General features: G+C 58.7%; 24 protein-coding genes. 18 read left to right on the forward strand and 6 right to left on the reverse strand.

All coding sequences use genetic code 11. The features are described 5' to 3' along the window. The first annotated feature begins 31 nt into the window (after positions 1-31). Together AC2FLB_RS10045 and AC2FLB_RS10050 are read left to right on the forward strand one after the other, a co-directional pair. Entirely contained in the window at positions 32-916 is an 885-nt protein-coding gene (locus AC2FLB_RS10045; RefSeq protein ID WP_142635570.1) for a glutathione S-transferase, read from the forward strand. 45 nt (positions 917-961) lie between these two features. Beyond that, the gene (locus tag AC2FLB_RS10050; protein ID WP_496691773.1) at positions 962-2,473 is read left to right on the forward strand and encodes a YifB family Mg chelatase-like AAA ATPase; all 1,512 of its coding nucleotides are present in this window, start codon (positions 962-964) and stop codon (positions 2,471-2,473) included. Here AC2FLB_RS10050 and gshB read toward each other — a convergent pair. The 3 genes from gshB to rsmI are packed head-to-tail and all read right to left on the reverse strand — an operon-like array spanning position 2,470 to position 4,693. Beyond that, positions 2,470-3,402 carry a glutathione synthase gene (gene gshB / locus AC2FLB_RS10055; RefSeq protein WP_281995201.1) on the reverse strand — a complete coding sequence of 311 codons (933 nt, stop codon included), beginning with the start codon at positions 3,400-3,402 and terminating at the stop codon, positions 2,470-2,472. The genes AC2FLB_RS10050 and gshB overlap by 4 nt on opposite strands. Positions 3,403-3,462: 60 nt before the next feature. Continuing rightward, complete coding sequence (locus tag AC2FLB_RS10060; protein WP_281995202.1) at positions 3,463-3,834, reverse strand: YraN family protein; 372 nt, start codon at positions 3,832-3,834, stop codon at positions 3,463-3,465. Position 3,835: 1 nt separating this feature from the next. Continuing rightward, entirely contained in the window at positions 3,836-4,693 is an 858-nt protein-coding gene (rsmI, locus tag AC2FLB_RS10065; protein WP_496691774.1) for a 16S rRNA (cytidine(1402)-2'-O)-methyltransferase, read from the reverse strand. 87 nt (positions 4,694-4,780) lie between these two features. Here rsmI and AC2FLB_RS10070 point away from each other — a divergent pair, with 87 nt between their 5' ends. Genes AC2FLB_RS10070 through murJ form a run of 3 tightly spaced genes read left to right on the forward strand, consistent with a single transcriptional unit; the run spans position 4,781 to position 10,270 of the window. Then, the gene (locus AC2FLB_RS10070; protein WP_282021626.1) at positions 4,781-5,953 is read left to right on the forward strand and encodes a penicillin-binding protein activator; all 1,173 of its coding nucleotides are present in this window, start codon (positions 4,781-4,783) and stop codon (positions 5,951-5,953) included. After that, positions 5,913-8,732 carry a [protein-PII] uridylyltransferase gene (locus AC2FLB_RS10075; RefSeq protein WP_496709184.1) on the forward strand — a complete coding sequence of 940 codons (2,820 nt, stop codon included), beginning with the start codon at positions 5,913-5,915 and terminating at the stop codon, positions 8,730-8,732. The genes AC2FLB_RS10070 and AC2FLB_RS10075 overlap by 41 nt, the downstream gene beginning before the upstream one ends. Continuing rightward, positions 8,729-10,270 carry a murein biosynthesis integral membrane protein MurJ gene (murJ, locus tag AC2FLB_RS10080; RefSeq protein ID WP_281995205.1) on the forward strand — a complete coding sequence of 514 codons (1,542 nt, stop codon included), beginning with the start codon at positions 8,729-8,731 and terminating at the stop codon, positions 10,268-10,270. The genes AC2FLB_RS10075 and murJ overlap by 4 nt, the downstream gene beginning before the upstream one ends. Here the strand turns inward: murJ and AC2FLB_RS10085 are convergent, their stop codons facing one another. Next, positions 10,271-10,957 carry a rhomboid family intramembrane serine protease gene (locus AC2FLB_RS10085; RefSeq protein ID WP_281995206.1) on the reverse strand — a complete coding sequence of 229 codons (687 nt, stop codon included), beginning with the start codon at positions 10,955-10,957 and terminating at the stop codon, positions 10,271-10,273. An 86-nt stretch (positions 10,958-11,043) separates the two neighbouring features. On the opposite strand from AC2FLB_RS10085, the gene trpS reads away from it, so the two are divergent. The 13 genes from trpS (at position 11,044) to AC2FLB_RS10150 (ending at position 22,630) form a co-directional block, all read left to right on the forward strand. Further along, positions 11,044-12,072, forward strand: a complete 1,029-nt coding sequence (trpS, locus tag AC2FLB_RS10090) for a tryptophan--tRNA ligase (protein WP_496709185.1) — start codon at positions 11,044-11,046, stop codon at positions 12,070-12,072. A gap of 60 nt (positions 12,073-12,132) precedes the next feature. Then, entirely contained in the window at positions 12,133-12,996 is an 864-nt protein-coding gene (locus AC2FLB_RS10095) for a branched-chain amino acid aminotransferase (RefSeq protein ID WP_496709186.1), read from the forward strand. A 60-nt stretch (positions 12,997-13,056) separates the two neighbouring features. Continuing rightward, positions 13,057-13,512, forward strand: a complete 456-nt coding sequence (locus AC2FLB_RS10100; protein ID WP_142635548.1) for a universal stress protein — start codon at positions 13,057-13,059, stop codon at positions 13,510-13,512. A gap of 10 nt (positions 13,513-13,522) precedes the next feature. Continuing rightward, entirely contained in the window at positions 13,523-14,116 is a 594-nt protein-coding gene (locus tag AC2FLB_RS10105) for a 2-hydroxychromene-2-carboxylate isomerase (protein ID WP_496709187.1), read from the forward strand. Between the two features lie 69 nt (positions 14,117-14,185). After that, a complete protein-coding gene (locus AC2FLB_RS10110) occupies positions 14,186-14,749 on the forward strand; it encodes a NifU family protein (RefSeq protein WP_271948391.1) in 564 nt (187 codons plus the stop codon). Beyond that, positions 14,739-15,326, forward strand: a complete 588-nt coding sequence (gene tsaB, locus AC2FLB_RS10115; protein ID WP_282021629.1) for a tRNA (adenosine(37)-N6)-threonylcarbamoyltransferase complex dimerization subunit type 1 TsaB — start codon at positions 14,739-14,741, stop codon at positions 15,324-15,326. The genes AC2FLB_RS10110 and tsaB overlap by 11 nt, the downstream gene beginning before the upstream one ends. Then, a complete protein-coding gene (locus tag AC2FLB_RS10120) occupies positions 15,323-15,736 on the forward strand; it encodes a GNAT family N-acetyltransferase (RefSeq protein WP_496691778.1) in 414 nt (137 codons plus the stop codon). Before tsaB ends, AC2FLB_RS10120 begins: the two co-directional genes overlap by 4 nt. 161 nt (positions 15,737-15,897) lie before the next feature. Beyond that, entirely contained in the window at positions 15,898-16,896 is a 999-nt protein-coding gene (locus tag AC2FLB_RS10125; protein ID WP_142635539.1) for a BMP family lipoprotein, read from the forward strand. A 92-nt stretch (positions 16,897-16,988) separates the two neighbouring features. Continuing rightward, positions 16,989-18,518, forward strand: coding sequence for an ABC transporter ATP-binding protein (locus tag AC2FLB_RS10130; protein ID WP_496709188.1), 1,530 nt, complete (start codon positions 16,989-16,991; stop codon positions 18,516-18,518). A gap of 1 nt (position 18,519) precedes the next feature. Next, entirely contained in the window at positions 18,520-19,611 is a 1,092-nt protein-coding gene (locus AC2FLB_RS10135; RefSeq protein WP_142635535.1) for an ABC transporter permease, read from the forward strand. Positions 19,612-19,614: 3 nt separating this feature from the next. Further along, the gene (locus AC2FLB_RS10140; protein ID WP_142635533.1) at positions 19,615-20,583 is read left to right on the forward strand and encodes an ABC transporter permease; all 969 of its coding nucleotides are present in this window, start codon (positions 19,615-19,617) and stop codon (positions 20,581-20,583) included. 356 nt (positions 20,584-20,939) lie between these two features. After that, complete coding sequence (locus AC2FLB_RS10145; protein WP_142635531.1) at positions 20,940-21,860, forward strand: sulfite exporter TauE/SafE family protein; 921 nt, start codon at positions 20,940-20,942, stop codon at positions 21,858-21,860. A 2-nt stretch (positions 21,861-21,862) separates the two neighbouring features. Beyond that, positions 21,863-22,630 carry a TIGR02186 family protein gene (locus AC2FLB_RS10150; protein WP_496709189.1) on the forward strand — a complete coding sequence of 256 codons (768 nt, stop codon included), beginning with the start codon at positions 21,863-21,865 and terminating at the stop codon, positions 22,628-22,630. 4 nt (positions 22,631-22,634) lie between these two features. Here AC2FLB_RS10150 and AC2FLB_RS10155 read toward each other — a convergent pair whose 3' ends face one another. Then, positions 22,635-23,363: an SDR family oxidoreductase gene (locus AC2FLB_RS10155; protein ID WP_496709190.1), complete on the reverse strand. Its 729-nt coding sequence runs from the start codon at positions 23,361-23,363 to the stop codon at positions 22,635-22,637. Then, positions 23,360-24,892, reverse strand: coding sequence for an ATP-dependent DNA helicase (locus AC2FLB_RS10160; RefSeq protein WP_142635525.1), 1,533 nt, complete (start codon positions 24,890-24,892; stop codon positions 23,360-23,362). Before AC2FLB_RS10160 ends, AC2FLB_RS10155 begins: the two co-directional genes overlap by 4 nt. Positions 24,893-24,896 lie beyond the last annotated feature (4 nt).

Consider the following 24,896-nt stretch of genomic DNA (forward strand, 5'->3'; position numbering starts at 1 on the left):
CGGATTGATTAGCCTGAGCCATCCTAGGCCCATGACCTATGATTTGTTTATCGGAGACCGCCTGTTTTCCAGTTGGTCCTTGCGTGGTTGGTTGATGCTGGAAAAGTTCGACCTGCCCTATCGAAACCACATGATCGGCCTTTATTCAGGCACTATGGCCGAGGATATGAAACCCCTGTTCCCGGCGCGTCTGGTGCCTGCTCTGCGCCTGCCAGACGGAACTGTGGTTGGTGAAAGCCTTGCCATGGCCGAGACCTTGGCTGAGCGCCACCCACAGGTCGGATTGTGGCCCTCTGACGCGGCTGCCCGCGCCACTGCACGGTGGCTTTGCACCGAGATGGTGGCCGGGTTTTCAGCCCTGCGCGGGGAATGCGCGATGCAGCTGCTTCATAGTTGGAAGGGGTTCGAACCGGCGGCCGAAACGCTTGCTGACCTGCGCCGGATCGAAACCCTTTGGGATCATGCGCGCCAAGTGTCTGGGGCGAACACCGGACCTTTGTTCGGTACATATTCTTTGGTGGATGTGTTTTACACGCCCGTTGCCGCGCGGATCATCGGTTATGGGCTGCCTGTTTCGGACGCCAACCGGGACTATTGCCTGACCCTCCTGTCGGATCCGGTTGTCAGGCAGTGGCGTGCGATGGGTCTGACAGTCCAGTACGACCCTTTCCCGTATTCGCTGGACCTTCAATCGGATCCCTGGCCAATCGGCGGGGCATCGTCTGCTGTGGCCGCCCAGAGCGGCCCCTCGGTCAACCAGACCTGCCCCTATTCCGGAGAGCCCGTCACAGATTTTCTGGACCTGGACGGTCAGCGCTGGGGATTCTGCAATCGGTTCTGCCGCGACAAAACCCTCGCCGATCCGGAGGCATGGCCGAAATTCACTCAGATGGTCAGCGCCGTTAACGATTCCTAAACCGGCGGCGTGCCAGTAACGACCTGTTAACCAAGCAGGTCGTTCATGGTCGCTCGTTCTCATACAGTCGCCTTTCAAGGTGTCGACGCCCGCCCGGTCGAGGTGCAATGCGCGGTTTCACCGGGGTTGCCTGCCTTTTCCATCGTCGGCCTGCCCGACAAAGCAGTTTCAGAGGCCCGCGATCGCGTCCGAAGCGCGCTAAGTTCGATGGCCATTGCCCTGCCGTCAAAGCGTATCACCATCAACCTGTCCCCCGCTGACCTGCCCAAAGAAGGCAGCCATTTCGACCTGCCCATTGCGGTGGCTCTGCTGTCAGCCCTGGAAATCATTCCCAAGGACGCGGCTGAAGGGGCCGTTTCACTGGGGGAATTGTCACTGGACGGGTCTCTTGTGCCTGTTGTCGGGGCGCTTCCTGCCGCGATGACCGCCGCGGCCGAGGACCGAACCCTGCTGTGCCCTCGGGCCTCCAGCGCCGAGGCGGCTTGGGTTGACGCTACTCAGGTGATCGGCGCTGAATCTTTGGGCGATGTTGTCCGCCACTTCTCGGGCCAAGCCCCTTTGCCCGCTGCCCTGCCCGGCGAGGTCAACCTTTCCCCCAGCACCCGCGACCTGCGCGATGTCAAAGGGCAAGAGCGGGCGAAACGCGCGTTGGAGATTGCCGCCGCAGGGCGGCACCACCTGATGATGATCGGCACGCCGGGGTCCGGGAAATCCATGTTGGCCGCGCGCCTGCCGGGGATCTTACCGCCCCTGACACCGGCCGAGGCGCTTGAAACCTCGATGATCCAATCCCTGTGCGGCCTGCTTGACGAAGGCGGCATCAGCCGCACCAGACCATTTCGCGAGCCGCATCATACGGCATCGATGGCGGCCATTGTTGGTGGAGGGAAAGGAGCCAAACCAGGAGAAATCTCATTGGCCCATAACGGGGTTTTGTTCATGGATGAATTTCCCGAATTCCCACGAACCGTTCTGGAAACCCTGCGCCAACCCATCGAAACCGGAGAGGTCATGATTGCACGTGCCAATGCGCATGTGAAATATCCCTGCCGCTTTATGCTGGTTGCCGCCGCCAACCCCTGCAAATGTGGCTACCTGACGGACCCGGCGCGAGCCTGTTCGCGTGCGCCGGTCTGCGGCGAGGATTATCTGGGACGCATTTCAGGCCCGCTGATAGATCGGTTCGACCTGAGGATCGAGGTGCCTCCGGTCGGGTTCACCGACCTTGACCTGCCTCCATCCGGGGACAGTTCGGCCACGGTAGCCGCGCGTGTCGAGCAGGCGCGTGCGGTTCAAGCGCAAAGATACACTGGAACGTCCGCGCGCCAGAATGCGGATGTTGAGGGCAATGTGCTGGAAGAAATCGCCGCGCCGGATGCCGAAGGAAAAGAGCTGCTGTTGAAAGCGGCTGAGAAATTTGGTTTGTCAGCGCGCGCCTTTCACCGCATCTTGCGGGTCGCGCGCACAATTGCCGATCTGGACGGCGCATCAGATGTCCGAAGACCCCATGTGGCCGAGGCGCTGAGCTTTCGCATCAGCGCCAATATTGCATCTTAAAGCCTGGCTTCGATGGCCTGCCAAATCTTTTCTGCGATGTTCACGCCATCAAACCGTTCCAATTCCTGAATTCCGGTTGGCGAAGTCACGTTAATCTCGGTCAGGTAATCGCCGATTACATCGATACCAACAAAAACCTGCCCTTTTTCCTTCAACAAAGGTCCAATGGCTGCGCAAATCTCAAGATCGCGATCCGTCAGACCAACCTTTTCGGGCCGTCCCCCCACATGCATGTTGGATCGTGTTTCACCTTTGGCGGGAACACGGTTGATTGCACCCACAGCCTGACCGTCCACCAGAATGACCCGTTTGTCGCCATTGCTGACATCGGGCAGGAATTTCTGAACGATCAGAGGTTCGCGCGAAAACCCGGTGAACAATTCGTGCAAAGATGTCAGGTTCCGGTCGTTGCCATCCAACCGGAACACCCCCGCACCGCCATTTCCATAAAGCGGTTTCAGGATAATATCGCCGTGCTTTTCTTTGAACGCCTTAATCGTCTGCAGATCGCGGGCGATGGTTGTCGGTGGCGTCAGATCAGGGAAATCCAGCACCAGGAGTTTTTCGGGATAGTTCCGAACCCAGAATGGATCATTTACCACCAGCGCCTGTCCCTTAAGCCGGTCCAGCAGGTGGGTAGAAGTGATATAGTGCATGTCAAACGGGGGATCCTGACGCAGCCAGACCACGTCGAACTCGGCCAGATCAACCTCGCGCTCGGGCCCCAATTCCGCCGGGTTTCCAGCCACGCGCTGCACCGTCATATCGTGGCCGCGGGCCGTGATCCGGCCCTCCTGATAAGCCAGTTTGTCAGGGCTGTAGAAGAACAGCGTATGCCCGCGCGCCTGTGCCTCTTCGGCCAGACGGAATGAGCTGTCGGCATTGATATCCACGGCCCCGATCGGGTCCATCTGAAAGGCAATTTTCATGGCGTGTCCCTCAGTTTCACGCCAGATACATGGCCCAGCCAGGCCGGGGGTTCAATGGGGTCAGACCTGATCAAAGGCGTTTTCGATGATTTGCACCGCGCCGAATGCATCCACCAAAGCCGCATCAAACCGAACATTTGTCAGCTGGCCGTTGGGTTCCCCTTCCAGAAATTGGGCGGCCGAGGCACAGATACGGTCCATCTGGCGCCGTTTGATCCGGGCAGCAGCCATCTCAAAGCTTGTGCTTTTCTTGACCTCGACGAAAACCAATCCGTCACCGTTGCGGACGATCAGATCAATCTCGCCCCCTGCCCCGCGCCAACGGCGATGTGCTATGGAATATCCCCGCCGCTCGTAATCTGCCGCAACTTGCTGTTCCGCCGCCTGACCCGCATGATAAGAAACCGAACTTCGGACAGTGCGTGAGGTCATCTTACCCTTTCCCGAGTTTCAGCGCCTTCTGATAGATCGGTCGACGCGGCAGTTTATACATCTGCGACACCAAATCCGCCGCATCGCGTACTGAATGAGTTTCCAGGGCGCGTATCAAAGCCTCTTCTATGTCTGAATCGTTAACAGTTTCCGAAGCCCCACGGTCTACCAGCAGAACAATTTCGCCTTTGACCGTCTGACTCGCCAATTCTTCTGCCAGCTCTGCCAGCGACCCGCGCCGAACTTCTTCGAATTTCTTGGTTAATTCGCGGCACATCGCGGCCTGCCTGTTTTCCCCTAGAACCTCGGCCAGATCCGACAGACAGGACGCCACACGTTTCGGAGATTCATAAAATACCAACGTTCCAGGCACATCTCGCAGCGTCTCGATCCGCGTCCGGCGCGCGCCTGAGGCATTGGGCAAAAACCCCGCAAAGAAAAAGGCATCCGTCGGCAAACCGGCCAGCGTCAGCGCCATCAGCGCGGCGGACGGCCCCGGCGCGCAGGTGACAGTGTGCCCCGCCTCGGCCGCCTGTCGTCCCAGATCGTATCCCGGGTCCGCGATCAACGGCATCCCGGCCTCAGACGCATAGGCCACCGATTTCCCCTCAGCCAGCGCGTCCAGGATTTTGCCGCGGGCGCCTGCACCGCTGTGATCGTGATAGGCAAGAATGCGGCGCCCCTCGAGCGGAACGCCGTGAATCTCCATCAACCGGCGCAGGCTGCGCGTGTCTTCGGCGGCGATCATGTCCGCCGACGCCAACACGTCTAGCGCCCTGAGCGTAATGTCGCGCGCCGCCCCGATCGGAGTGGCAACAAAATACAGGCCCGTGCCCAATTTGACTTTTTGAAAATTCAAAGCTGGACCCTCACAGCGTGACGTCTATTATCGCGGCGCAAATAATGGCAGCATCCCAAGCCGCCGGATCAGGGAGTTTTCATTTAGATGTTTACCGTTTGCAAGCCCGTTCGCAAGTTGGCGCGTGCAGCCGCCGTCTTGGCCACCGCGACCATTCTGGCGGCGTGTGACGTCAGCAGTATCGGCGGAGGCCCGTCGATCAACACCTCAAAACCTGTACCGGTTGCTTTGCTGGTTCCGGCCGGATCTGGAAATTCCGGGGATGCTGAACTGGCGCGTAGCCTTGAAAACGCAGCCCGCCTGGCGATGTCCGATCTGCAGAATGTACAGATTGATTTGCGGGTCTACGACACCCGGGGCAATTCGGGTACCGCCGCAACAGTCGCGCAGCAAGCCGTGGCAGACGGTGCAAAGATAATCATCGGTCCGGTCTACGCCCAGGCGGCAAACTCAGCTGGTCTTGCGGTACTGAACAACAAGGTCAATCTGCTGTCGTTTTCGAACAATACCAGCATCGCAGGCGGCAATGTCTTCGTGCTCGGCCCTACTTTTGAAAACACCGCCAACCGGTTGGTCAACTATGCCGGTTCGCGCGGCAAGACCGGAACGGTCATCGTGCATAGCAACGATGCTGCCGGGCGGCTTGGACAATCGGCTATTGCAACCGCGCTGAGCAACAGCCGAGTGGGTAACGCAGGCACGGTCGGCTATGACCGCTCTCAGCAGGGGGTCATCAACTCGGTGCCGACAATCAAGGCTACTGTGGCGTCCTCGGGGGCGGATTCGATCTTTCTGACTTCGACCACTGCAGGGGCGTTGCCGCTGTATTCCCAGCTTCTACCAGAAGCGGGCGTCTCCCCGGCAACCACGCAATATATGGGCCTGACCCGCTGGGACATCCCGGCCCAAACACTGGAACTGCCAGGCGTTCAGGGTGGCTGGTTCGCATTGCCGGACCCATCCAAGGCACAGGCTTATCGTCAGCGGTACAACAACACATATGGCGAGGCACCACATCCGATCAGTGGCCTAGCCTATGATGGCATAGCCGCGATTGCTGCCTTGGTCAGCCAGGGCAAATCCGACGCTCTGACCGCATCTGCCCTAACTCAGAACGCCGGTTTTCAGGGCGTTGGCGGTATCTTCCGTCTGCGACCCAACGGTACGAATGAACGTGGTCTGGCCATTGCCACGATCCAGAACAAACAGGTGGTTGTGATTGACCCTGCCCCACAAAGCTTCTCTGGCGCCGGATTCTGATCGGCTGGCTCTGACACTCATCCCAAGGGGTGACCTGATTTGCCAGCCCGAAGAAATCTTTGACAGCGCAGCCGTTATGACACTGCTGTCAGAGGCCTTCGACAAGACATCTGATAACGCCGAAAGGCGCGGCGAAACCGTGCGGATTTTGCGCAACGTCCAGAAATCCGGTCGTCAGGCAATCGCCGATGCCTTTGTCCGCGATCCATTTGACGCGCGGCGGCTGACCCATTCCTATACCTACCTGACCGACGGGCTGGTCTGCACCGCGATGCAAGTGGCCAGTCGCGAGCTTCACCCGCTGGCCACGCCGACACAGGGTGAAAAAATGGCCGTGCTGGCAGTGGGCGGCTATGGGCGTGGGGAAATGGCCCCGTCCTCGGATGTCGATCTGCTGTTTCTGACCCCCTACAAGATCACTGCCTGGGCCGAGAGTGTGATCGAATCCATGTTGTATATCCTGTGGGATCTGCGGCTGAAGGTCGGGCATTCTTCGCGCACCATCAAGGATTGCCTGCGCCTGGGATCCGAGGATTTCACCATTCGCACCGCGATGTTGGAACAGCGCTATTTGGCTGGCGACGCCGATCTGGCAAATGAGTTGGAAACGCGCCTGAAAGACGATCTGTTCAAAGGCACTGAGCGCCAGTTCATCGAGGCCAAGCTGCAGGAACGCGACGCGCGCCATCTGAAACAGGGCGAGCGGTATATGGTCGAGCCCAACGTAAAAGAGGGCAAAGGCGGATTGCGCGACCTGCAATCGCTCTACTGGATTGCCAAATATATCTACAGCGTTCAGGACGTGGCCGAGTTGGTACCACTGGGTCTGTTCACCCCCGAGGAATTCAGCACTTTTGTGGAAGCCGAAGATTTCCTGTGGGCCGTTCGCTCGCATTTGCATCTGGTGACCGGGCGCGCAACCGAACAACTGTCCTTTGACATGCAGGTCGAGGTTGCTTCCCGTATGGGATACGAAGACCGGGCCGGTCGTCGGGCGGTCGAAGTGTTTATGCAGCGCTATTTCCGCGAGGCCACGAAGGTTGGCGAGCTGACGCGCATCTTCCTGACCAAACTCGAGGCGACGCATATGAAAGGCGCGCCTCTGCTAGAGCGTATTTTCCGCCGCCGCCCCAGGATCAAAGCCGGATATAAAGTCGTCCATGGACGTCTGGATGTAGCCGACCCGAACAAGTTTCTGGCGGACAAGCTGAACCTTCTGCGCCTGTTCGAGGAAGGTCTGCGCACCGGCATGCTGATCCACCCGGACGCGATGCGGCTGGTCAGCGCCAACCTGAACTTGATTGATGACGACATGCGCGAAGACAAAGAGGCGCGGCGCATCTTTCTCGACCTGATGCTGAAACACGGCAACCCGGAACGCGCCCTGCGCCGCATGAACGAACTGGGGGTGCTGTCGGCCTTTCTGCCCGAGTTCGAACACATCGTGGCGATGATGCAGTTCAACATGTACCACAGCTATACGGTGGATGAGCACACCATTCAGTGCATCGTCAATCTGGCCCAGATTGAACGCGGAGAGTTGGGGGAATCCCTGCCGCTTGCGTCTTCAATCCTGGAAGGAGGGGTCAATCGCAAGGTTCTGTATGTTGCTCTGCTGATCCATGACATTGCTAAGGGGCGACCCGAGGATCATTCGATTTTGGGCGCACAGATGGCCCGAAAGATTGCACCTCGGCTGGGTCTGAACAAATCGGATTCAGAAACCGTGGAATGGCTGGTGCGGTATCACTTGTTGATGTCGGACATGGCGCAGAAACGCGATATTTCCGACCCGCGCACGGTGCGCGACTTTGCCAAGGCCGTGAAGACAGTCAAAAGGTTGGACCTACTGACCGTGTTGACCGTCTGCGACATTCGCGGCGTTGGACCCAACACCTGGAACAACTGGAAAGCCACCCTGCTACGCGCGCTGCATGCAGAAACCAAGCGCGCGCTTGAGACCGGGATGGAAGACCTCAACCGTGCCAATCGCGGTGCCGGTGCCAAAAAGGCGTTGCGGGCCGAGCTGGCGGAATGGACCAAAGCCGCCCTCAAAACCGAGACGGGTCGGCACTATGACCCCTATTGGCAGGGCCTGAACCTTTCGACCCATGTAGAATTTGCCGAGATGCTGAAAGAGCTGGACCGCAGCGGTGATGCTGGCGCGATGGAAATCCGTCTGCACCCGGATGAAGACCGCGACGCGACGCGGGCCTGCTTTGCCATGGGTGATCACCCCGGCATTTTTGCCCGTATCGCAGGCGCTTTGGCGCTGGTCGGGGCCAATGTGGTTGATGCCCGCAGTTATACCACCAAAGACGGCTATGTGACCGATGCGTTCTGGATTCAGGACGCCGATGGACACCCGTTCGAGGCCAGCCGTTTGCCGCGCCTGACACAGATGATCCACAAGACCATGAAAGGCGAGGTCGTGGCGCGGGATGCCCTTAAATCGCGCGACAAGATCAAGAAACGCGAACGGGCCTTTAACGTGCCGACCCATATCATCTTCGACAATGACGGGTCCGAGATCTACACAATCATCGAGGTCGATACCCGGGACAGGCCCGGTCTGCTTTATGATCTGACACGAACGCTTGCTGCAGCCAATGTCTATATCGCCAATGCGGTGATCGCGACCTATGGCGAACAGGTGGTGGACACCTTTTACGTCAAGGATATGTTTGGGTTGAAATATCACTCGGAAAGCAAGCAGCGCGGGCTTGAGGCCAAGCTGCGCAAGGCCATCTCCGAAGGCGCCGAGCGCGCGGTCTCATGAAACAGATCCGGCTGTTTTCAGGCCTGTTCACTGTCGGGTTCTGGACCCTGGCCAGCCGTATTCTGGGCTTTCTGCGGGAAATCCTGCTGACCGCATACATCGGGCCCGGGCCAGTAATGGATGCATTCGTCGCCGCCTTTCGCCTGCCCAACATGTTCCGCCGCTTCTTTGCCGAAGGTGCGTTTAACGCAGCCTTTGTGCCGATGTTTTCCAAACGGCTGGAAGGCGGGGAAAACGCGCAAGGCTTTGCACAGGACGCGTTCAACCTGCTGGCCGTGGCGGTGTTGGCGCTGGTCGGGCTGGCGATGGTTTTTATGCCTGGTCTGGTCTGGCTGACGGCTGAGGGCTTTTACGGTGACGACCGCTTCGACCTTGCCGTTGATTATGGATATGTGGTCTTTCCCTACATCTTTTTCATGTCGCTTGCGGCGCTGTTCTCGGGCGTGCTGAACGCAACCGGCCGTTTCGCGGCTGCAGCAGCCGCCCCGATTTTACTGAACATCTTTGCCTGCACAGCACTGATCGCCGGCGCTATATCAGGCGGAGAGGTCATCCGTTGGCTGATCGCCGTCATCCCCATCGCTGGAGTTGCGCAGCTAGCGCTGGTCTGGGTTGCAACCGAACGTGCGGGCATCCGTATCCGCCCGGGCCTGCCGAAACTCAGCCCTGAAATGCGCAACATGGTCCGCATTGCGGTTCCGGCCGCCTTGGCCATGGGAGTTACACAGGTCAATCTGGTGGTGGGCCAGCTGGTTGCTTCGAAAACCGAAAAGGCCGTCAGCTGGTTGTTTGCAGCGGATCGCTTGTACCAGTTGCCATTGGGCGTCGTGGGCATCGCCGTCGGCATCGTCCTGTTACCCGATCTATCTCGCCGCCTGCGCGCTGGGGACAAATCGGGCGCCCGCGATGCGTTTTCTCGCGCAGGTGAGTTTACGTTGCTGTTGACCATCCCGTCGACCGTTGCCTTTGTGCTCATCCCCACCCAGCTGGTCTCGGTTCTGTTCGAGCGCGGACAGTTCACCCCCGAAGACACCGCCGCCACCGCACTTGCCGTGGCGATCTATGGCATCGGCCTGCCCGCGTTCATGCTGCAGAAATTGTTGCAGCCTTTGTATTTCGCGCGTGAAGATACACGCTCGCCTTTTCACTATGCAGTGTTTGCGATGGTCGTGAACGCTGCACTGGCTTTCGGGCTGTATCCGTTGGTGGGATGGTTCGCACCTGCGATTGCCGCCTCGGTGGCCGGATGGGCCATGGTTGGACTGCTGGCCTTGGGCGCGCGAAAAATGGGGGAAGAAGCGCAGTTTGACAACCGGTTCAAGAACAGGGCATGGCGGATCATTGCGGCGTCCCTAGGGATGGGAGCTGTCCTGTATGCCGCTATTGAGCTGTTTGGGTGGGCCTTTGCCCTGGAAGGCTGGCGTTACCTGGCACTGCTCGGTTTGATCATCGTTGCTGCAGTCACGTATTTCCTGCTCGGCCACCTGATTGGTGCATTCAAACTTTCCGAGTTCAGAAAGGCTCTGCGTCGATCCTGATCAGTCGCGCCGAATACGCCTGACGATCCGCGCCCACCCACCCGGAGCAACCAGGAAAGACAGGGCAAAACCAGTGGCGAAACCGCCCAGATCAGCCACCCAGTCCAGCGTTCCGCCAAACAGCAGGCCGAACAACAACTGAATGCCCATCAAAACGGCGATCAGGCTGAAGGCGCGGGATTGGTTTGCGCCCACCAGCGACAGCTTGCGCCATAATATCCACGTAAACGCTCCGATCAGCCCATAGACCGGAGGGAACCCACCCACCAGCGGAAAGCGCGGATCCAGCAACAGTGCATAAGCCAGCGCACCACCCACGCCCGACAGCACAAAGATCACCAGCATCTGAACGCTGCCAAAAACCTCGGCCACCATTTTACCCATGGCCAGCACAAAGACGCAGACAAAGATGGCCTGTGTGAACGTACCGGATACAAACGGATAGGTGACAAAGCGGATCAGATGCTCGAACGGCCAGCGCCCGTTTTCCACCATCCAGTCGAAGATATCCGGCGAAAACGAATAGTGCTGCAAAGCGTCCAGGCGCCAGCCTACAGCAGTTGGCCCCCCAATGATCCCGCGCGTACCTAGAGTAAATGCCAGTTCAACCCCCATGATGAACACACACAAAGCCACCACCACGGGCGGCAGAGGGTTCACGGCGGGTGTATAATGCTCACTGCTCATTGGGCGGGCCTTTCGCGGCTGTTGACGTCCCTTTGCCTCATGGGTAAGCGACGGGGGCTGATTTTTCCAGACGGGAGTTCCCTTCGATGACCGATTCCAAGTTCACGCCGCGCGTGTTTTCCGGCATCCAGCCTTCGGGAAACCTGCACCTAGGCAACTATCTGGGTGCGCTCAAGCGCTTTGTGGATATGCAGGGTGAGGATTACGAGACCATCTATTGCATGGTCGACCTGCACGCGATCACCGTCTGGCAGGACCCCGCCAACCTACGGGAAAAGACCCGCGAGGTCTGTGCCGGCTTCATTGCGGCCGGCCTTAACCCTGAGAAATCGATCCTTTTCAATCAAAGCCAGGTGCCCGAGCACACCCAACTGGCCTGGATTTTCAACTGCATCGCCCGGATGGGCTGGATGCAGCGGATGACCCAGTTCAAGGACAAAGCGGGCAAGAATGCGCAGAACGCCTCGTTGGGGCTGCTTGCCTATCCTGCGCTGATGGCAGCGGATATTCTAACCTATCACGCCACCCATGTACCGGTTGGCGAGGACCAGAAACAGCACCTGGAACTGACCCGCGACATAGCGCTCAAGTTCAATCATGACTATGGCGTGGATTTCTTTCCTCTCACCGAACCGGTGATCGGAGGGCCCGCTCCACGTGTGATGAACCTGCGGGACGGGACGCGCAAAATGTCATCCTCCGACCCCTCTGACATGACCCGGATCAACATGACCGATGATGCCGAGACGATCGCCAAGAAAATCCGAAAGGCCAAGACCGACCCGGACGCTCTGCCTTCGGAAGTCGATGGCTTGGACAACCGCCCCGAGGCCCGCAATCTGGTGAATATCTACGCCGCCCTCAGCGATCAGACGGCGGATCAGGTTCTGGCCGACGTTGGCGGCAAGCAATTTGGCGAGTTCAAACCGATGCTGGCCGATCTGGCGGTTGCCAAACTGTCTCCGATCTCGACCGAAATGGCCCGCCTGATGGGTGAAGAGGCCGAGATTGATCGCATTCTGGCAAATGGTGCCGAAAAAGCGCGCGCGATTGCGGCCCCGATCCTGCAGCAGACCTACGACATCGTCGGCATGGTTGGTGCGAAACGGGGCTGATTGGCTCTGGACGTTGCCTTAACGCCTTCCTAGGTTTGCCTCAAAGCTTGGGAGGGCGTCATGGCAGTCGGCAAGAACATCCGCACCTATTTCAACGGGCAATGGCATGATGGGGATGCACCGATCATGCGCGCTGCGGATCATGGCACGTGGCTGGGATCATCCGTCTTTGACGGCGCGCGGTTCTTCAACGGGCTGACCCCGGATCTGGAGGCCCATTGCGCCCGCGTGAACCGCTCTGCCGAGGCGCTGATGCTGACCCCGACCGTCACCAAAGACCAGATGGTCGAGATCGTGCTGGAAGGGCTTGAAGCCTATGCGCCCGACGCGGCCGTGTATATCCGCCCGATGTATTGGGGCATCGACGGAGATGCGACAGCGATCGTACCGCAGGAAAACAGCACCGGGTTTGCTGTCTGCCTGGAAGAGATTCCGATGGCCCCTGAGACCGCCTCGGACACGCTGGGACTGACCCGATTCCGCCGTCCGGTACTGGAATCAGCAGTGGTGAATGCCAAGGCCGGGTGCCTGTATCCCAACAACGCACGGATGCTGAACGAGGTACGTGCGAACGGGTTTTCGAATGCTTTGGTGGCTGACGCATTGGGCAACGTAGCCGAAACCGCAACCGCCAATATCTTTATGGTCCGCGACGGCGAGGTCTTTACCCCCGTCCCCAACGGCACCTTCCTTGCCGGCATCACCCGTGCACGACATATCAAAAACCTGCGCGCCGACGGCGTGGCTGTGCATGAGGCGGTTCTGAGTTTCGAGGATTTCTACGGGGCCGACGAGGTATTCATGACTGGCAACATGAGCAAGATCACCCCGGTGACCGCGCTGGAGGACACCCGGTTTCAGGTCGGTCCCATCGCCCGGCGTGCACGCGACCTGTATTGGGACTGGGCCGCCAGTGGGCGTTAGGCTCTGGTTGCCAGCACGCACCTAGTCGGGCATGATCCCCGGAAATGAATGAGGACACCCATGCGCAAGTTCCTAGTGGTTCTGGATGACAGTCGCGAATGCCTGAATGCGATGCGATTCGCGGCTATGCGCGCGGCCCATACCGGCGGCGGCGTAACAATCCTGTCGGTAATCCCACCGGACGAATTCAACCATTGGATCGGCGTCGCCACAGTCATGCGTGAAGAAGCGCGCGAGCGTATCCATGCGCATTTTGAAGTTTTCGCAAAATGGATGCGCGACAAGCAAGACGTTGATCCTGAACTGGCCATCCGCGAAGGCGAGCCCGTTGCCCAGATCATCGAGCATGTGCAGTCCGATCCTGATATCGGCGTTCTGGTTCTGGGTGCAGGCACTGACAAAAAGGGACCTGGCCCATTGGTGACTCAACTGACCAAAAACTCAGGCAGCCTGCCGATCCCAATCACTATTGTTCCCGGTGATCTGAGCAAAGAAAAACTCGAAGCGATTACCTGAGGCCACACCGATGCAACGCAGCATTCAATTCTGGTTCGAATTCGCCTCGACCTATTCTTATCTCAGCGCGATGCGTATCGAAGAGGCTGCCACCCGCCAGGGCGTCTCGGTCGAATGGCAGCCTTTTCTGCTGGGGCCAATCTTTGCCGCCCAAGGGTGGGACAATTCTCCGTTCAATCTGTACCCGGCAAAAGGCCGTTACATGTGGCGGGATATGGAACGCCTGACCGCCCAGCGCGGCTTGCCGTTTTCCCGGCCCGATCCTTTTCCGCAGAACGGCCTGAAAGCGGCTAGGTTAACATTGGCGATTGAAGATCAGGGGCAAAAAGCTGCCTTTGTGCGCGCCGTCTATTCTGCCGAATTTGCCCAAGGGCAGAACATCGCGGATGAGGCTGTTTTGGCCGGATGCCTCAGCTCAGCCGGGCTTGCCGCTGATTTACTTTCCCAGACCCAGAATCCGGCGATCAAAGCAGCGCTTATCGCGCAGACAAAAACCGCTCAGGCCAAAGGGCTTTTTGGCGCGCCCAGCTTTCTGGTCGGGGACGAGCTGTTTTGGGGCGATGATCGGCTGGACGACGCGATAAGCTTAGCTGCGGAAATTTAGAATCGTTCCAATTCTTGACTTCCAGCTCGTGGACCCGCATATCAGAGACAACAGATACGGAGCCGCGCCATGTTCATCCAGACCGAATCCACACCGAACCCTGCAACCCTGAAATTCCTGCCCGGCCAGACCGTGCTGGAAGCGGGCACTGCAGATTTCCCATCGGCTGAGGCTGCGGAAAAGTCGCCGCTGGCCAACCGCATTTTCGCTGTGAGTGGCGTGACCGGGGTATTTTTCGGCAATGACTTCGTGACCGTGACCAAAGCGGACGACGTCCAGTGGGATCACATCAAACCCGCCATTCTGGGCGCGGTGATGGAGCATTACCAGTCCGGCCAGCCGATCATGGGTGCGGATGCCAATGCGGGCTCGGGCCATGCTGAACACAGCGGCGAGGACGCCGAAGTGGTCAATCAGATTAAAGACCTGCTGGACAGCCGGGTGCGCCCTGCTGTTGCACAGGACGGCGGCGACATCACGTTCCACGGCTTTGACCGCGGCGTTGTCTACCTGCACATGCAAGGGGCCTGCGCAGGCTGCCCATCCTCGACCCTGACGTTGAAGATGGGGATCGAAAACCTGCTGCGTCACTACATTCCCGAAGTGACCGAGGTGCGCCCTGTTGCCGTCTGAACCACTCATTCTGGCGTTTGACACATCGGCCGCGCATTGCGCGGCCGCTTTGTTGCGCGGTGACCGGATTGTGGCGTCTTGTGTCGAGCCCATGTCGCGGGGACAAGCCGAACGTCTGATGCCGCTGCTCGAAGAGGTGCTGTCATCAGAACAATGCTCATGGCGCGACCTGTCAGCGATCGGCGTTGGAATAGGCCCCGGTAATTTCACCGGAATACGCATCTCGGTCTCGGCCGCGCGGGGTCTGGCCTTAGGTCTGGGGATACCGGCCATTGGCGTATCGGGCTTTGACGCGCTTGCTGTCCTGGACAGCGATGCGTTGCCAGCGATCCGAGCGCCCAGAGATCAGGTCTATGTTTCGCGGCCTGATATGGAACCGGCACTGATCCAGCTTGATCAGGCAAAATCGCTGGGCACACTGATGTTCAACGACAACCCCAGCGCTCAGGTCTGCGCTATTGCCCGAGTGGCTGCAAAAAGAAGGCTGACCAAGGCCGAGGCTCCCGCCCCTCTTTACATACGCCCCGCTGATGCGGCGCCCTCCAAGGACCAACCGCCGATGTTGCTGGACGGATGACACCCGAAGAACTGGCAAATACTCACGCCGCAGCATTCACACAATCGCGCCCCTGGACCGCCACAGAGTTTGCAGAGCTGCTGCAGAATCGCTTTACCCATATCGTGGGTGACACCCAGTCCTTTGCCCTTTTCCAGGCAATCGCAGACGAAGCCGAACTGCTGACGATTGCCACCCATCCCACAGTTCAGCGGCAGGGACTGGCTAGGGAACGTATGGTCGAATGGCACGCGGCTGCCAAAAAACTGGGCGCTATCCGGGCGATTCTGGATGTTTCCATCGCCAACCAGCCCGCGATTACACTTTACAAGCATTGCGGGTATCGTGTGTGCGGCACGCGCAAGAATTACTATACGGTTGAAAATAATCAGAAAATTGATGCCATCGTCATGGAATGCAATTTAACCTGAGACAGGCCGCGAATTTTCTTGGACCAAATGGTCAAAAATCTGTTGACCGCGGCGGTTGCAAACGGCCTTAATTCCCGCCATCACAACGGTTATGCTCGCTAACAGTGGGTAAACGGGGCTATCTTGGCTCTGACCGAAAAAATAACAAACGGGAGTAACAAATGACCCTGATGAAATCCTTGATGGGCGCCGCAGCGGCGGTTGCACTGACAGCGGGTGCCGCACTGGCCGAACCGGCACTGATCTTTGATCTGGGCGGCAAGTTCGACAAATCGTTCAACGAAGCCGCGCATAACGGCGCCTCACGCTGGGCGGAAGAAACGGGCGGCACCTACCGCGAGATCGAAATGCAGTCCGAAGCGCAACGCGAACAGGCCCTGCGCCGCTTTGCCGAAGCAGGCTCGAACCCGATCATCACCATGGGTTTCGGTATGGCTGACCCGCTCAGCGCGGTTGTTGCCGACTATCCGGACACGAAATTCGTTGTTGTCGACGTAACCTGGCTGGACGCGCCCAACCTGCGTCAGGTTGGTTTCGCTGAACACGAAGGCTCGTATCTGGTTGGTATGATGGCTGCGATGGCGTCCGAATCCGGAACCGTTGGCTTCATCGGCGGCATGGATGTTCCGCTGATCCGTCACTTTGGCTGCGGCTATGCTCAGGGTGCCAAGGCGGTGAACCCCGATATCAACGTGGTTGCCAACATGACCGGCACAACGCCTGCGGCATGGAACGACCCGGTTAAGGGCTCGGAACTGACAAAGGCACAAATCAGCCAGGGTGCCGACGTGGTCTATGCCGCAGCTGGCGGCACCGGTGTTGGTGTTCTGCAAACTGCTGCTGACGAAGGCATCCTGTCAATCGGTGTCGACAGCAACCAGAACCACCTGCACCCGGGCAAAGTTCTGACCTCGATGCTGAAGCGCGTGGACGTCGCTGTTTATGAGGCGATGAGCGCAGGCGAGAACGTTGAGACCGGCGTATATATCATGGGTCTGGCCGAAGACGGCGTTGGCTATGCGATCGACGACAACAACGCTCCGCTGGTTTCGGATGATATGAAAGCAGCAGTCGACAAAGCCCGTCAGGACATCATCGACGGCAATGTTTCAGTTGTCAGCTACTACGAGAACGACAGCTGCCCAGCACTGCAGTTCTGATATCGCGCGGGTCGGGGGTGATGCTCCCGGCCCGATTCCACTTTGCTGCACCGGGATGACCGGGCAGTCCTTTCGGCAACTGAGGACAAGACATGACCGTCCCCGCCATTGAGCTCAAAGGGATATCCAAATCCTTTGGGCCGGTTCAGGCCAACAAAGACATTTCCATCAGCGTCGCCCCCGGTACGATCCATGGGATCATCGGTGAAAACGGTGCGGGCAAATCCACGCTGATGAGCATTCTCTACGGCTTTTACAAAGCCGACAAAGGTGAGATTTGGATCAACGGTCAAAAGACCGAAATCCCTGACAGCCAGGCCGCGATCGCCTCGGGCATCGGGATGGTGTTTCAGCATTTCAAACTGGTCGAGAATTTCACCGTTCTGGAAAACATCGTGCTGGGCGCCGAGGATGGCGGGCTATTGGCCCCGTCCCTGACCAAGGCCCGCAAAGAGTTGAAAGAGCTGGAAGAAGAATACGAGCTGTTCGTGGATCCCGACAAACGGATCGACGAGATCGGTGTGGGGATGCAGCAGCGGGTCGAGATCCTCAAGGCGCTGTATCGCAAGGCCGAGATCCTGATTCTGGACGAACCGACGGGTGTTCTAACCCCCTCCGAGGCGGATCAGCTATTCCGCATCCTCGACCGGCTGCGGGCCGAGGGGAAGACGATCATCGTGATCACCCACAAACTGCGCGAGATCATGGAAAACACCGACACCGTGTCGGTCATGCGCCGCGGGCAAATGACGGCCACCGTGAAAACCGCCGAGACCAGCCCCGAAGAACTGGCCGAGCTGATGGTGGGCCGCAAGGTTCTGCTGCAGGTCGACAAGGTTCCGGCGCAGCCCGGTAAGCCCATCCTCGAGATTGAAAACCTGCGTGTTTTCGACAGCGCGGGCGTCGAGCGTGTCAAAGGCATCGACTTGAACGTGCGCGCTGGTGAGATCGTGGGCATCGCAGGCGTCGCCGGCAATGGCCAATCCGAACTGCTAGAGGTTCTGGGCGGGATGCGCCCGGGCCAGGGCCAGATCAAACTGAACGGCACGCCGCTTGCGCTCAGCGGGGTGGGGTCAGATGGCCAGGCGCGGCGCGCGCAGCACATTGCGCATGTGCCCGAAGACCGCCAGCGCGAAGGCCTGATCATGGATTTCCACGCCTGGGAGAACGTGGCCTTCGGCTATCACCGAGACCCGGCTTATAAGCGTGGCCTCTTCATGGATAACGCCGCCCTGCGCGCCGATACCGAAGCCAAGATCGAAAAATTCGATGTGCGCCCGCCGAACCCCTGGCTGTCGGCTAAAAGCTTTTCGGGCGGCAATCAGCAGAAGATCGTCGTCGCGCGTGAAATCGAACGTAATCCGGACCTGCTGTTGGTCGGTCAGCCGACCCGAGGCGTGGATATCGGGGCGATCGAATTCATTCACAAACAGATCGTCGACCTGCGCGACCAGGGCAAGGCGATCCTGCTGGTCTCGGTCGAGCTGGAAGAGATATTCTCGCTGTCGGATCGGATCGCGGTCATGTTTGACGGACATATCATGGGCGAACGCCTGCCCCATGAAACTGATGAAAAAGAACTTGGCCTGTTGATGGCCGGTGTTGCGGGAGAGGCAGCGTAACATGGAAAAAATGCCCAAATGGGCCGATGTCGTTCTGATCCCGGTGATCAGTCTGCTTCTGGCCGCAATCCTGTCGGCGCTGGTGATCCTCGCCATTGGTGAAAACCCGATCGAAGCGGTGAACCTGATGGTCACCGGCGCGCTGGGATCGACCTATGGCTGGGGCTATACGCTGTATTACGCCACGAATTTCATGTTCACCGGACTCGCTGTGGCGGTCGCCTTTCATGCACGGCTGTTCAACATCGGTGGCGAAGGTCAGGCGATGCTGGGCGGGCTTGGCGTGGCCGTGGTGTGCCTTTACATCGACTGGCCGCATTGGAGCATCGCCTTGCTGGCCGCCTGTGCCGCATCGATGGTGTTCGGGGCCGCTTGGGCGGCCATTCCGGCCTATCTGCAGGCCAAACGCGGCAGCCATATCGTGATCACCACGATCATGTTCAACTTCATCGCTGCTGCCTTGCTGAACTATATGCTGGTCAACGTCATGCGCCCGCAGGGCTCGCAAGACCCGGCAACTGCACGCTTCCCCGAGGCGGTGCATCTGCCGACGTTCCAGTCGATGTTCTCGACCGCTGAAAACGTCGTATTCCGTGGCGCACCTGCCAATATCTCATTCTTTGTTGCAGTCCTGGCCTGTGTGATCGTTTGGGCGCTGATCTGGCGCACACGGCTGGGCTATGAGATCCGCGCCTATGGGCATTCGGAAACCGGTGCCGTCTATGCCGGTATTTCTCCGGTTCGGATCACCATCATCGCCATGCTGATCTCGGGCGCGCTGGCTGGTCTGATGGCCACGAACAACGTGATGGGTGAGGCAGAGCGGCTGGTTCTGAACTCGACCGAGGGCGCTGGCTTTATCGGTATCGCCGTGGCGCTGATGGGTCGGTCCCATCCGTTTGGGGTGTTTCTGGCGGCGCTGCTGTTTGGTTTCCTCTATCAGGGCGGGGCCGAGCTGGCGCTATGGACGTCGATCCCGCGCGAGCTGATCGTAGTCATTCAGGCCCTGGTGATCCTGTTCACCGGCGCGCTTGACAACATGGTCCGCATGCCGCTCGAGAAGCTGTTCCTGGCCATGCGGAAGGAGGGCTAAGCGATGGATACTTTCGTTACCCTCATCCAGGTCCTCGATTCGACCGTCCGCTTGGCCACGCCGCTGTTGCTGGCATGTCTGGCCGGTCTGTATTCCGAACGCGCCGGTATTTTCGACATCGGGCTTGAGGGCAAGATGCTGATCGCAGCGTTCTTTTCTGCCGCCGTCGCCGCCGTGACCGGATCGGTCTGGCTGGGATTGCTGGCCGGAATCGCGGCCTCGCTTGTTCTGTCCGCATTGCATGGGGTGGCCTCGATCACCTTTCGGGGCAACCAGCTGATTTCGGGCGTCGCCATCAACTTTCTGGCCTCGGGGCTGACGGTCCTGATCGCGCAAAGCTGGTTCAAGCAGGGCGGGCGTACCCCCTCGCTGTTTGGCGGAGGGCGCTTTGAACCGATCACCTTCCCTTTTGCGGATGCCGTGAGCGATGTCCCTTTTCTTGGGCCAATCTATTCCGAGCTGCTGTCCGGCCATTCAATCCTTGTCTATGTGTCATTCCTTCTGGTCCCGACAACCTGGTGGGTTTTGTACCGCACCCGCTTTGGCCTGCGCCTGCGCGCGGTGGGTGAAAACCCAGCCGCGGTGGATACGGCCGGGGTTTCTGTCGTTGGGCTGCGTTTTGCGGCCGTCGCGATCTGTGGCGTGCTTTGCGGCATTGCCGGTGCCTATCTGGCCACGGCCCTGCAAGCTGGATTCGTCAAGGAAATGACTGCCGGTCGCGGGTTCATCGCGCTGGCGGCGCTGATCTTTGCAAAATGGCGGCCATGGCACGCGATGTGGGCTTGCCTGCTGTTCGGACTGTTGCAAGCCGTTGCGTTGCGGTTCCAGAATATTGACCTAGGTGGCGTGGTGATTCCTGTGCAAGTCATGGATGCGCTGCCATATATCCTGACCGTCGTCATTTTGGCTGGCTTCGTGGGCAAGGCCGTTCCGCCGAAGGCCGGTGGCGAACCCTATGTAAAAGAGCGGTAATAGGTCCAGTTTGAAACACACGTCAGTCCTGTTCGCTGCATGGCGGCATGTAGAGTTGATTTTACATGCCGCAACGGCTCTAAAGGGGCATGGATGTGTTTCCAGTGACAGCTGATTTGAGAGAGTTTCTCGCCGGGGTGCCGGATGCTAGGTCTTGCGCTTGGTCTAAGGGGATACTCCCTGTCAAAACGCCTTCTGCGGATGCACAGTTTCAGACTGGTCCAAGCCGCCAGCCCTGCTTTACCCTGCCTCGCCAAGGGCGTGATTCTGCGCGTCAGATACGAACCCTTTCACAAATTCCAGAAGTCGAATGTGTCACATTGCGCGACGCAGCTGGCCCTAATTACTAGTACCTCATGCAAATTTACCTTCCTATCGCTGAAGTTTCCGTAAACGCCTTTCTGCTGCTGGGGTTGGGCGGCATGGTCGGCATCCTGTCAGGGATGTTCGGGGTCGGCGGCGGGTTTCTGATGACCCCGCTGTTGTTTTTCATTGGCATCCCACCAGCAGTTGCCGTAGCCACCGAAGCGAACCAGATTGTCGCCTCGTCCTTTTCTGGAGTTCTGGCCCATTTCCGCCGAAAGACGGTCGACCTGAAGATGGGCACGGTATTGCTGGTCGGGGGACTGATCGGTGCTGCGTTCGGGGTGGTGATCTTCAATTATCTCAAAAGCCTCGGACAAGTCGATTTGCTCGTAACCCTGTGTTACGTGGTCTTTCTGGGCGTCGTCGGCAGCTTGATGTTCATCGAAAGCCTGAACGCGCTGCGTAAATCCAAAAAGGGCACCGCCGCCCCTGTTGCACGTCGTCAGCGCGGCTGGATTCACGCGATGCCGTTCAAAATGCGGTTCCGTACATCGGGCCTCTATATCTCGGTCATCCCCCCCGTCCTGGTCGGGCTTAGCGTAGGTATCCTTTCTGCGATCATGGGTGTCGGAGGCGGCTTTATCATGGTTCCTGCCATGATTTACCTGCTGGGAATGCCCACCAAAGTCGTTGTCGGCACCTCCCTGTTCCAGATTATTTTCGTAACAGCGTTCACCACGATGCTGCACGCGACAACCAACTACACAGTCGACATTGTTCTGGCTGTGTTGTTGCTGGTCGGCGGCGTGATCGGGGCGCAGATCGGAACGGTGATCGGCGCACGAATGCCTGCCGAGCAGCTGCGCGTATTGCTGGCTGCACTGGTCTTGGTGGTTTGTGGCAAACTGGCGCTGGATCTGCTTCTGGAACCCTCCGAGCTCTATTCGCTCGGCGTTGCAGGGGGGCACTGATCATGCTGAGATGGTTGATCCTGCTACTCGCCCTCTGTGTCACCCCGGCCATCGCCGAGGAGGAACAGGTCGTGCTTGGCCTAAGTCAGGACCGGGTTGCCATCACGGCGAATTTCGATGGCTCGGAAATTCTTATTTTCGGTGCCGTGAAACGTGAAACGCCGATCCCTTCCGGCCCACCGCTTCAAGTTATCGTGGCCGTTGCAGGCCCCTCGAGCCCAGTGACGGTCCGGCGAAAAGAACGCAGGCTGGGTATCTGGGTCAACACCGACAGCGTCCTGGTCGACCTTGCGCCCAGTTTTTATGCGGTTGCCACCAGCGCTCCCCTTACAGAAATCCTGTCAGATACAGAAGACTTGCGGTACAGGATCTCGATTGAACGGGCCATTCGGTCAGTGGGTGCCGCGATGAATATCCGGGGCGCGCAGAATTTTGCCGAGGCCGTCGTTCGCATCCGTGAGGATGAGGGCCTGTATTCTATCCGCGAAAATACGGTTGCGGTGGACGAGCAGACATTGTTCCGAACCTCAATCGACATGCCAGCCGATTTGACCGAAGGCGCCTATTTCGCGCGCATATACCTGACCCGCGGCCGAGAGGTTGTTTCCCAGTTCGAGACCACAATCGACGTGCGGAAGGTCGGGCTGGAACGGTTCCTCTACAACATGTCCCGTCAGCAGCCGGTCTGGTATGGCCTGATGTCTTTGGTCATTGCCATCGCGGCGGGTTGGGGAGCGTCCACAGCCTTCCGACTATTGCGCGAGAACTAAAGCCCTATCCACGCCCGATATAGGGCATCGTAGTGGCCATGACGGTCATGAACTGGACGTTTGCCTCTGCAGGCAAAGACGCCATGTGCAGTACAGAACGTGCGGCATCGTCAACAGCCATCGTCGGGTCGGGCTGCTGCCCTCCCGCGATGGCGTTTTCAACCAGGTTTTGCACCATCTGTGTTCGCGCGTTGCCAATATCGATTTGACCACATGCGATACCAAAGGCGCGCCCGTCCAGTGATAGGCTGCGTGTCAGGCCTGTTATCGCGTGTTTCGTAGCGGTGTAATGGACCGAATTCGGACGCGGTACATGCGCGGCGATCGAACCGTTATTGATGATCCTTCCCCCTTGAGGGGCCTGATGCCGCATAATGCGAAAGGCTTCGCGCGCGCTTAGGAACATCCCGTTCAGGTTCACGCTGACGCTCTGGTACCAATCCTCCAACTGGATTTCGTCTATCGTGCCGCCGGGGGCAAAGATTCCGGCATTATTGAATAATACGTCAAGACGTCCCGCCTCATTCTGGAATGTCTCGAAAGCACCCGAAACAGCGGTGGGATCGGTAACATCGGTCACCAAGGGGATCGCATTCTTGTGCCTTTCAGCCAATTCGTTCAGCACATCCGCGCTGCGCGCCAGCAGCCCAACCGCCCAGCCCTCGGCCAAAAACAACTCGCCAGTTGCCCGTCCGATGCCTGAACTGGCGCCTGTGATGATGATGGATTTCATATCTCTTCCGCCTCCAGGGTCAGCGTCGCCGCCGGAGCCGCGCGCAAATCATCCACGCGCAGCGGATAAGTGGGCTTGGCCAGCCTGTTGCGCACCACCCAAATCAACCTTTCTTGCGCCCGCGTGATCGCAACATAAGCCAGACGTTTCCACAAAGGTTGCCCAGCCTCGGTTCGCCCCATCCGAGCAGCCGCATATATATCCGGCGCAAACACCTGTACCGTGTCCCACTGCGACCCCTGCGCCTTGTGAATGGTCACTGCTGCGCCATGCAAAAAGGTTGCCCCCATACGCGCTGCAAATGGAATAAACGGTTCTTCCTCATCAGGCATTTCGATTTTGACAATCGACGCTGCACTGACCTGAGGATCCTCGGCCCCCATCACATGCAGGCGCGAAAACCCCGGTTTTCGTCCTGGCCCCAGATAGATGACCTGAGCACCCTTGATTAGCCCGCGCGCCTCAAGATCCAGCCTTTTCTTGCGGTGCTTCAGCGGCAGTTCGATTCCATCGCAAATCAGCGGCTCTCCCGCCAGAAGCTCGGTGTCGGGTGCCGCGTGGACATTGCGGAAGGCCTGAATCAAGCGAATTCGGGTGGCATTTCGCCAGACCAGAACCGGGCTGCGGGCCATCAGGTCAACTTCAACACGCTGCCCCCAAACAACACGGTCATCCTGTCGGGCGGTCTGTTCGACGAGCCGTTCAAAATCCTCAAACCCCATCTGAGGGTCGGCCAGCGCATGCGCGAGGTCCAGGATCGGGTTGTCTGCCGTCTGCCTGTGGACCCTGTGCAATACCTGCTTTCGCGGCTCGGGCAGCGTCTCAAATACCATGCTGCCGGACTGATTGACCGGGGCGAGCTGCGCCGGATCGCCAAAAAGCAACAGGGTCGGAAAGATCTCTTTCAGGTCTTCGAACTGCCGGTCATCCAGCATCGAGGCCTCATCTACAAAGCCTATGTCCAGCGGTTCCTCCCGACGCTTCCAGCCGGTGATAAAGTCGGACCCACGCAGGCCCGCAGCGGCCAGCGCGCCGGGGATCGACTTGTTGTTCTGATAAAAAGCGGCCGCCCGGTCCAGCGCTTCGTCAGTCAACCCTTCAACCTCGGGGCGTTCATCGTTGCCCGCCAGCCATTCGGCAATGCGTTCATATTCCGGGTCATATACCGGCGTATAGAGGATGCGGTGGATCGTGGTCGCAGGCACACCCCGCAGGCGCAAAACACTGGCGGCCTTGTTCGTTGGCGCAAGAATGGCCAAGCTGCGTTTCTCGCGCGCTTTGCGGCTTTCGAAATCACCGGAAACAATCTGAAGACCCGCGTCAGCCAATGCTTTGTAAAGCTCTGCCAGCAGTAGCGTTTTCCCTGAACCCGCCTTACCGATCACGGCCATCACCCCGGATTCGCCATTGCCGGGCATTTTCAGCAGGGCGTCATCATCCAAGTCCACACCAGCAGATTTCAGCATCTCGGAAATGCTGTCATAGGCGGCGGCTTGATCGTCAGAAAAGGTTACTGTGGGTATAGACATGGCG

It is taken from the genome of Ruegeria sp. CDSA236 (genome assembly GCF_059611285.1).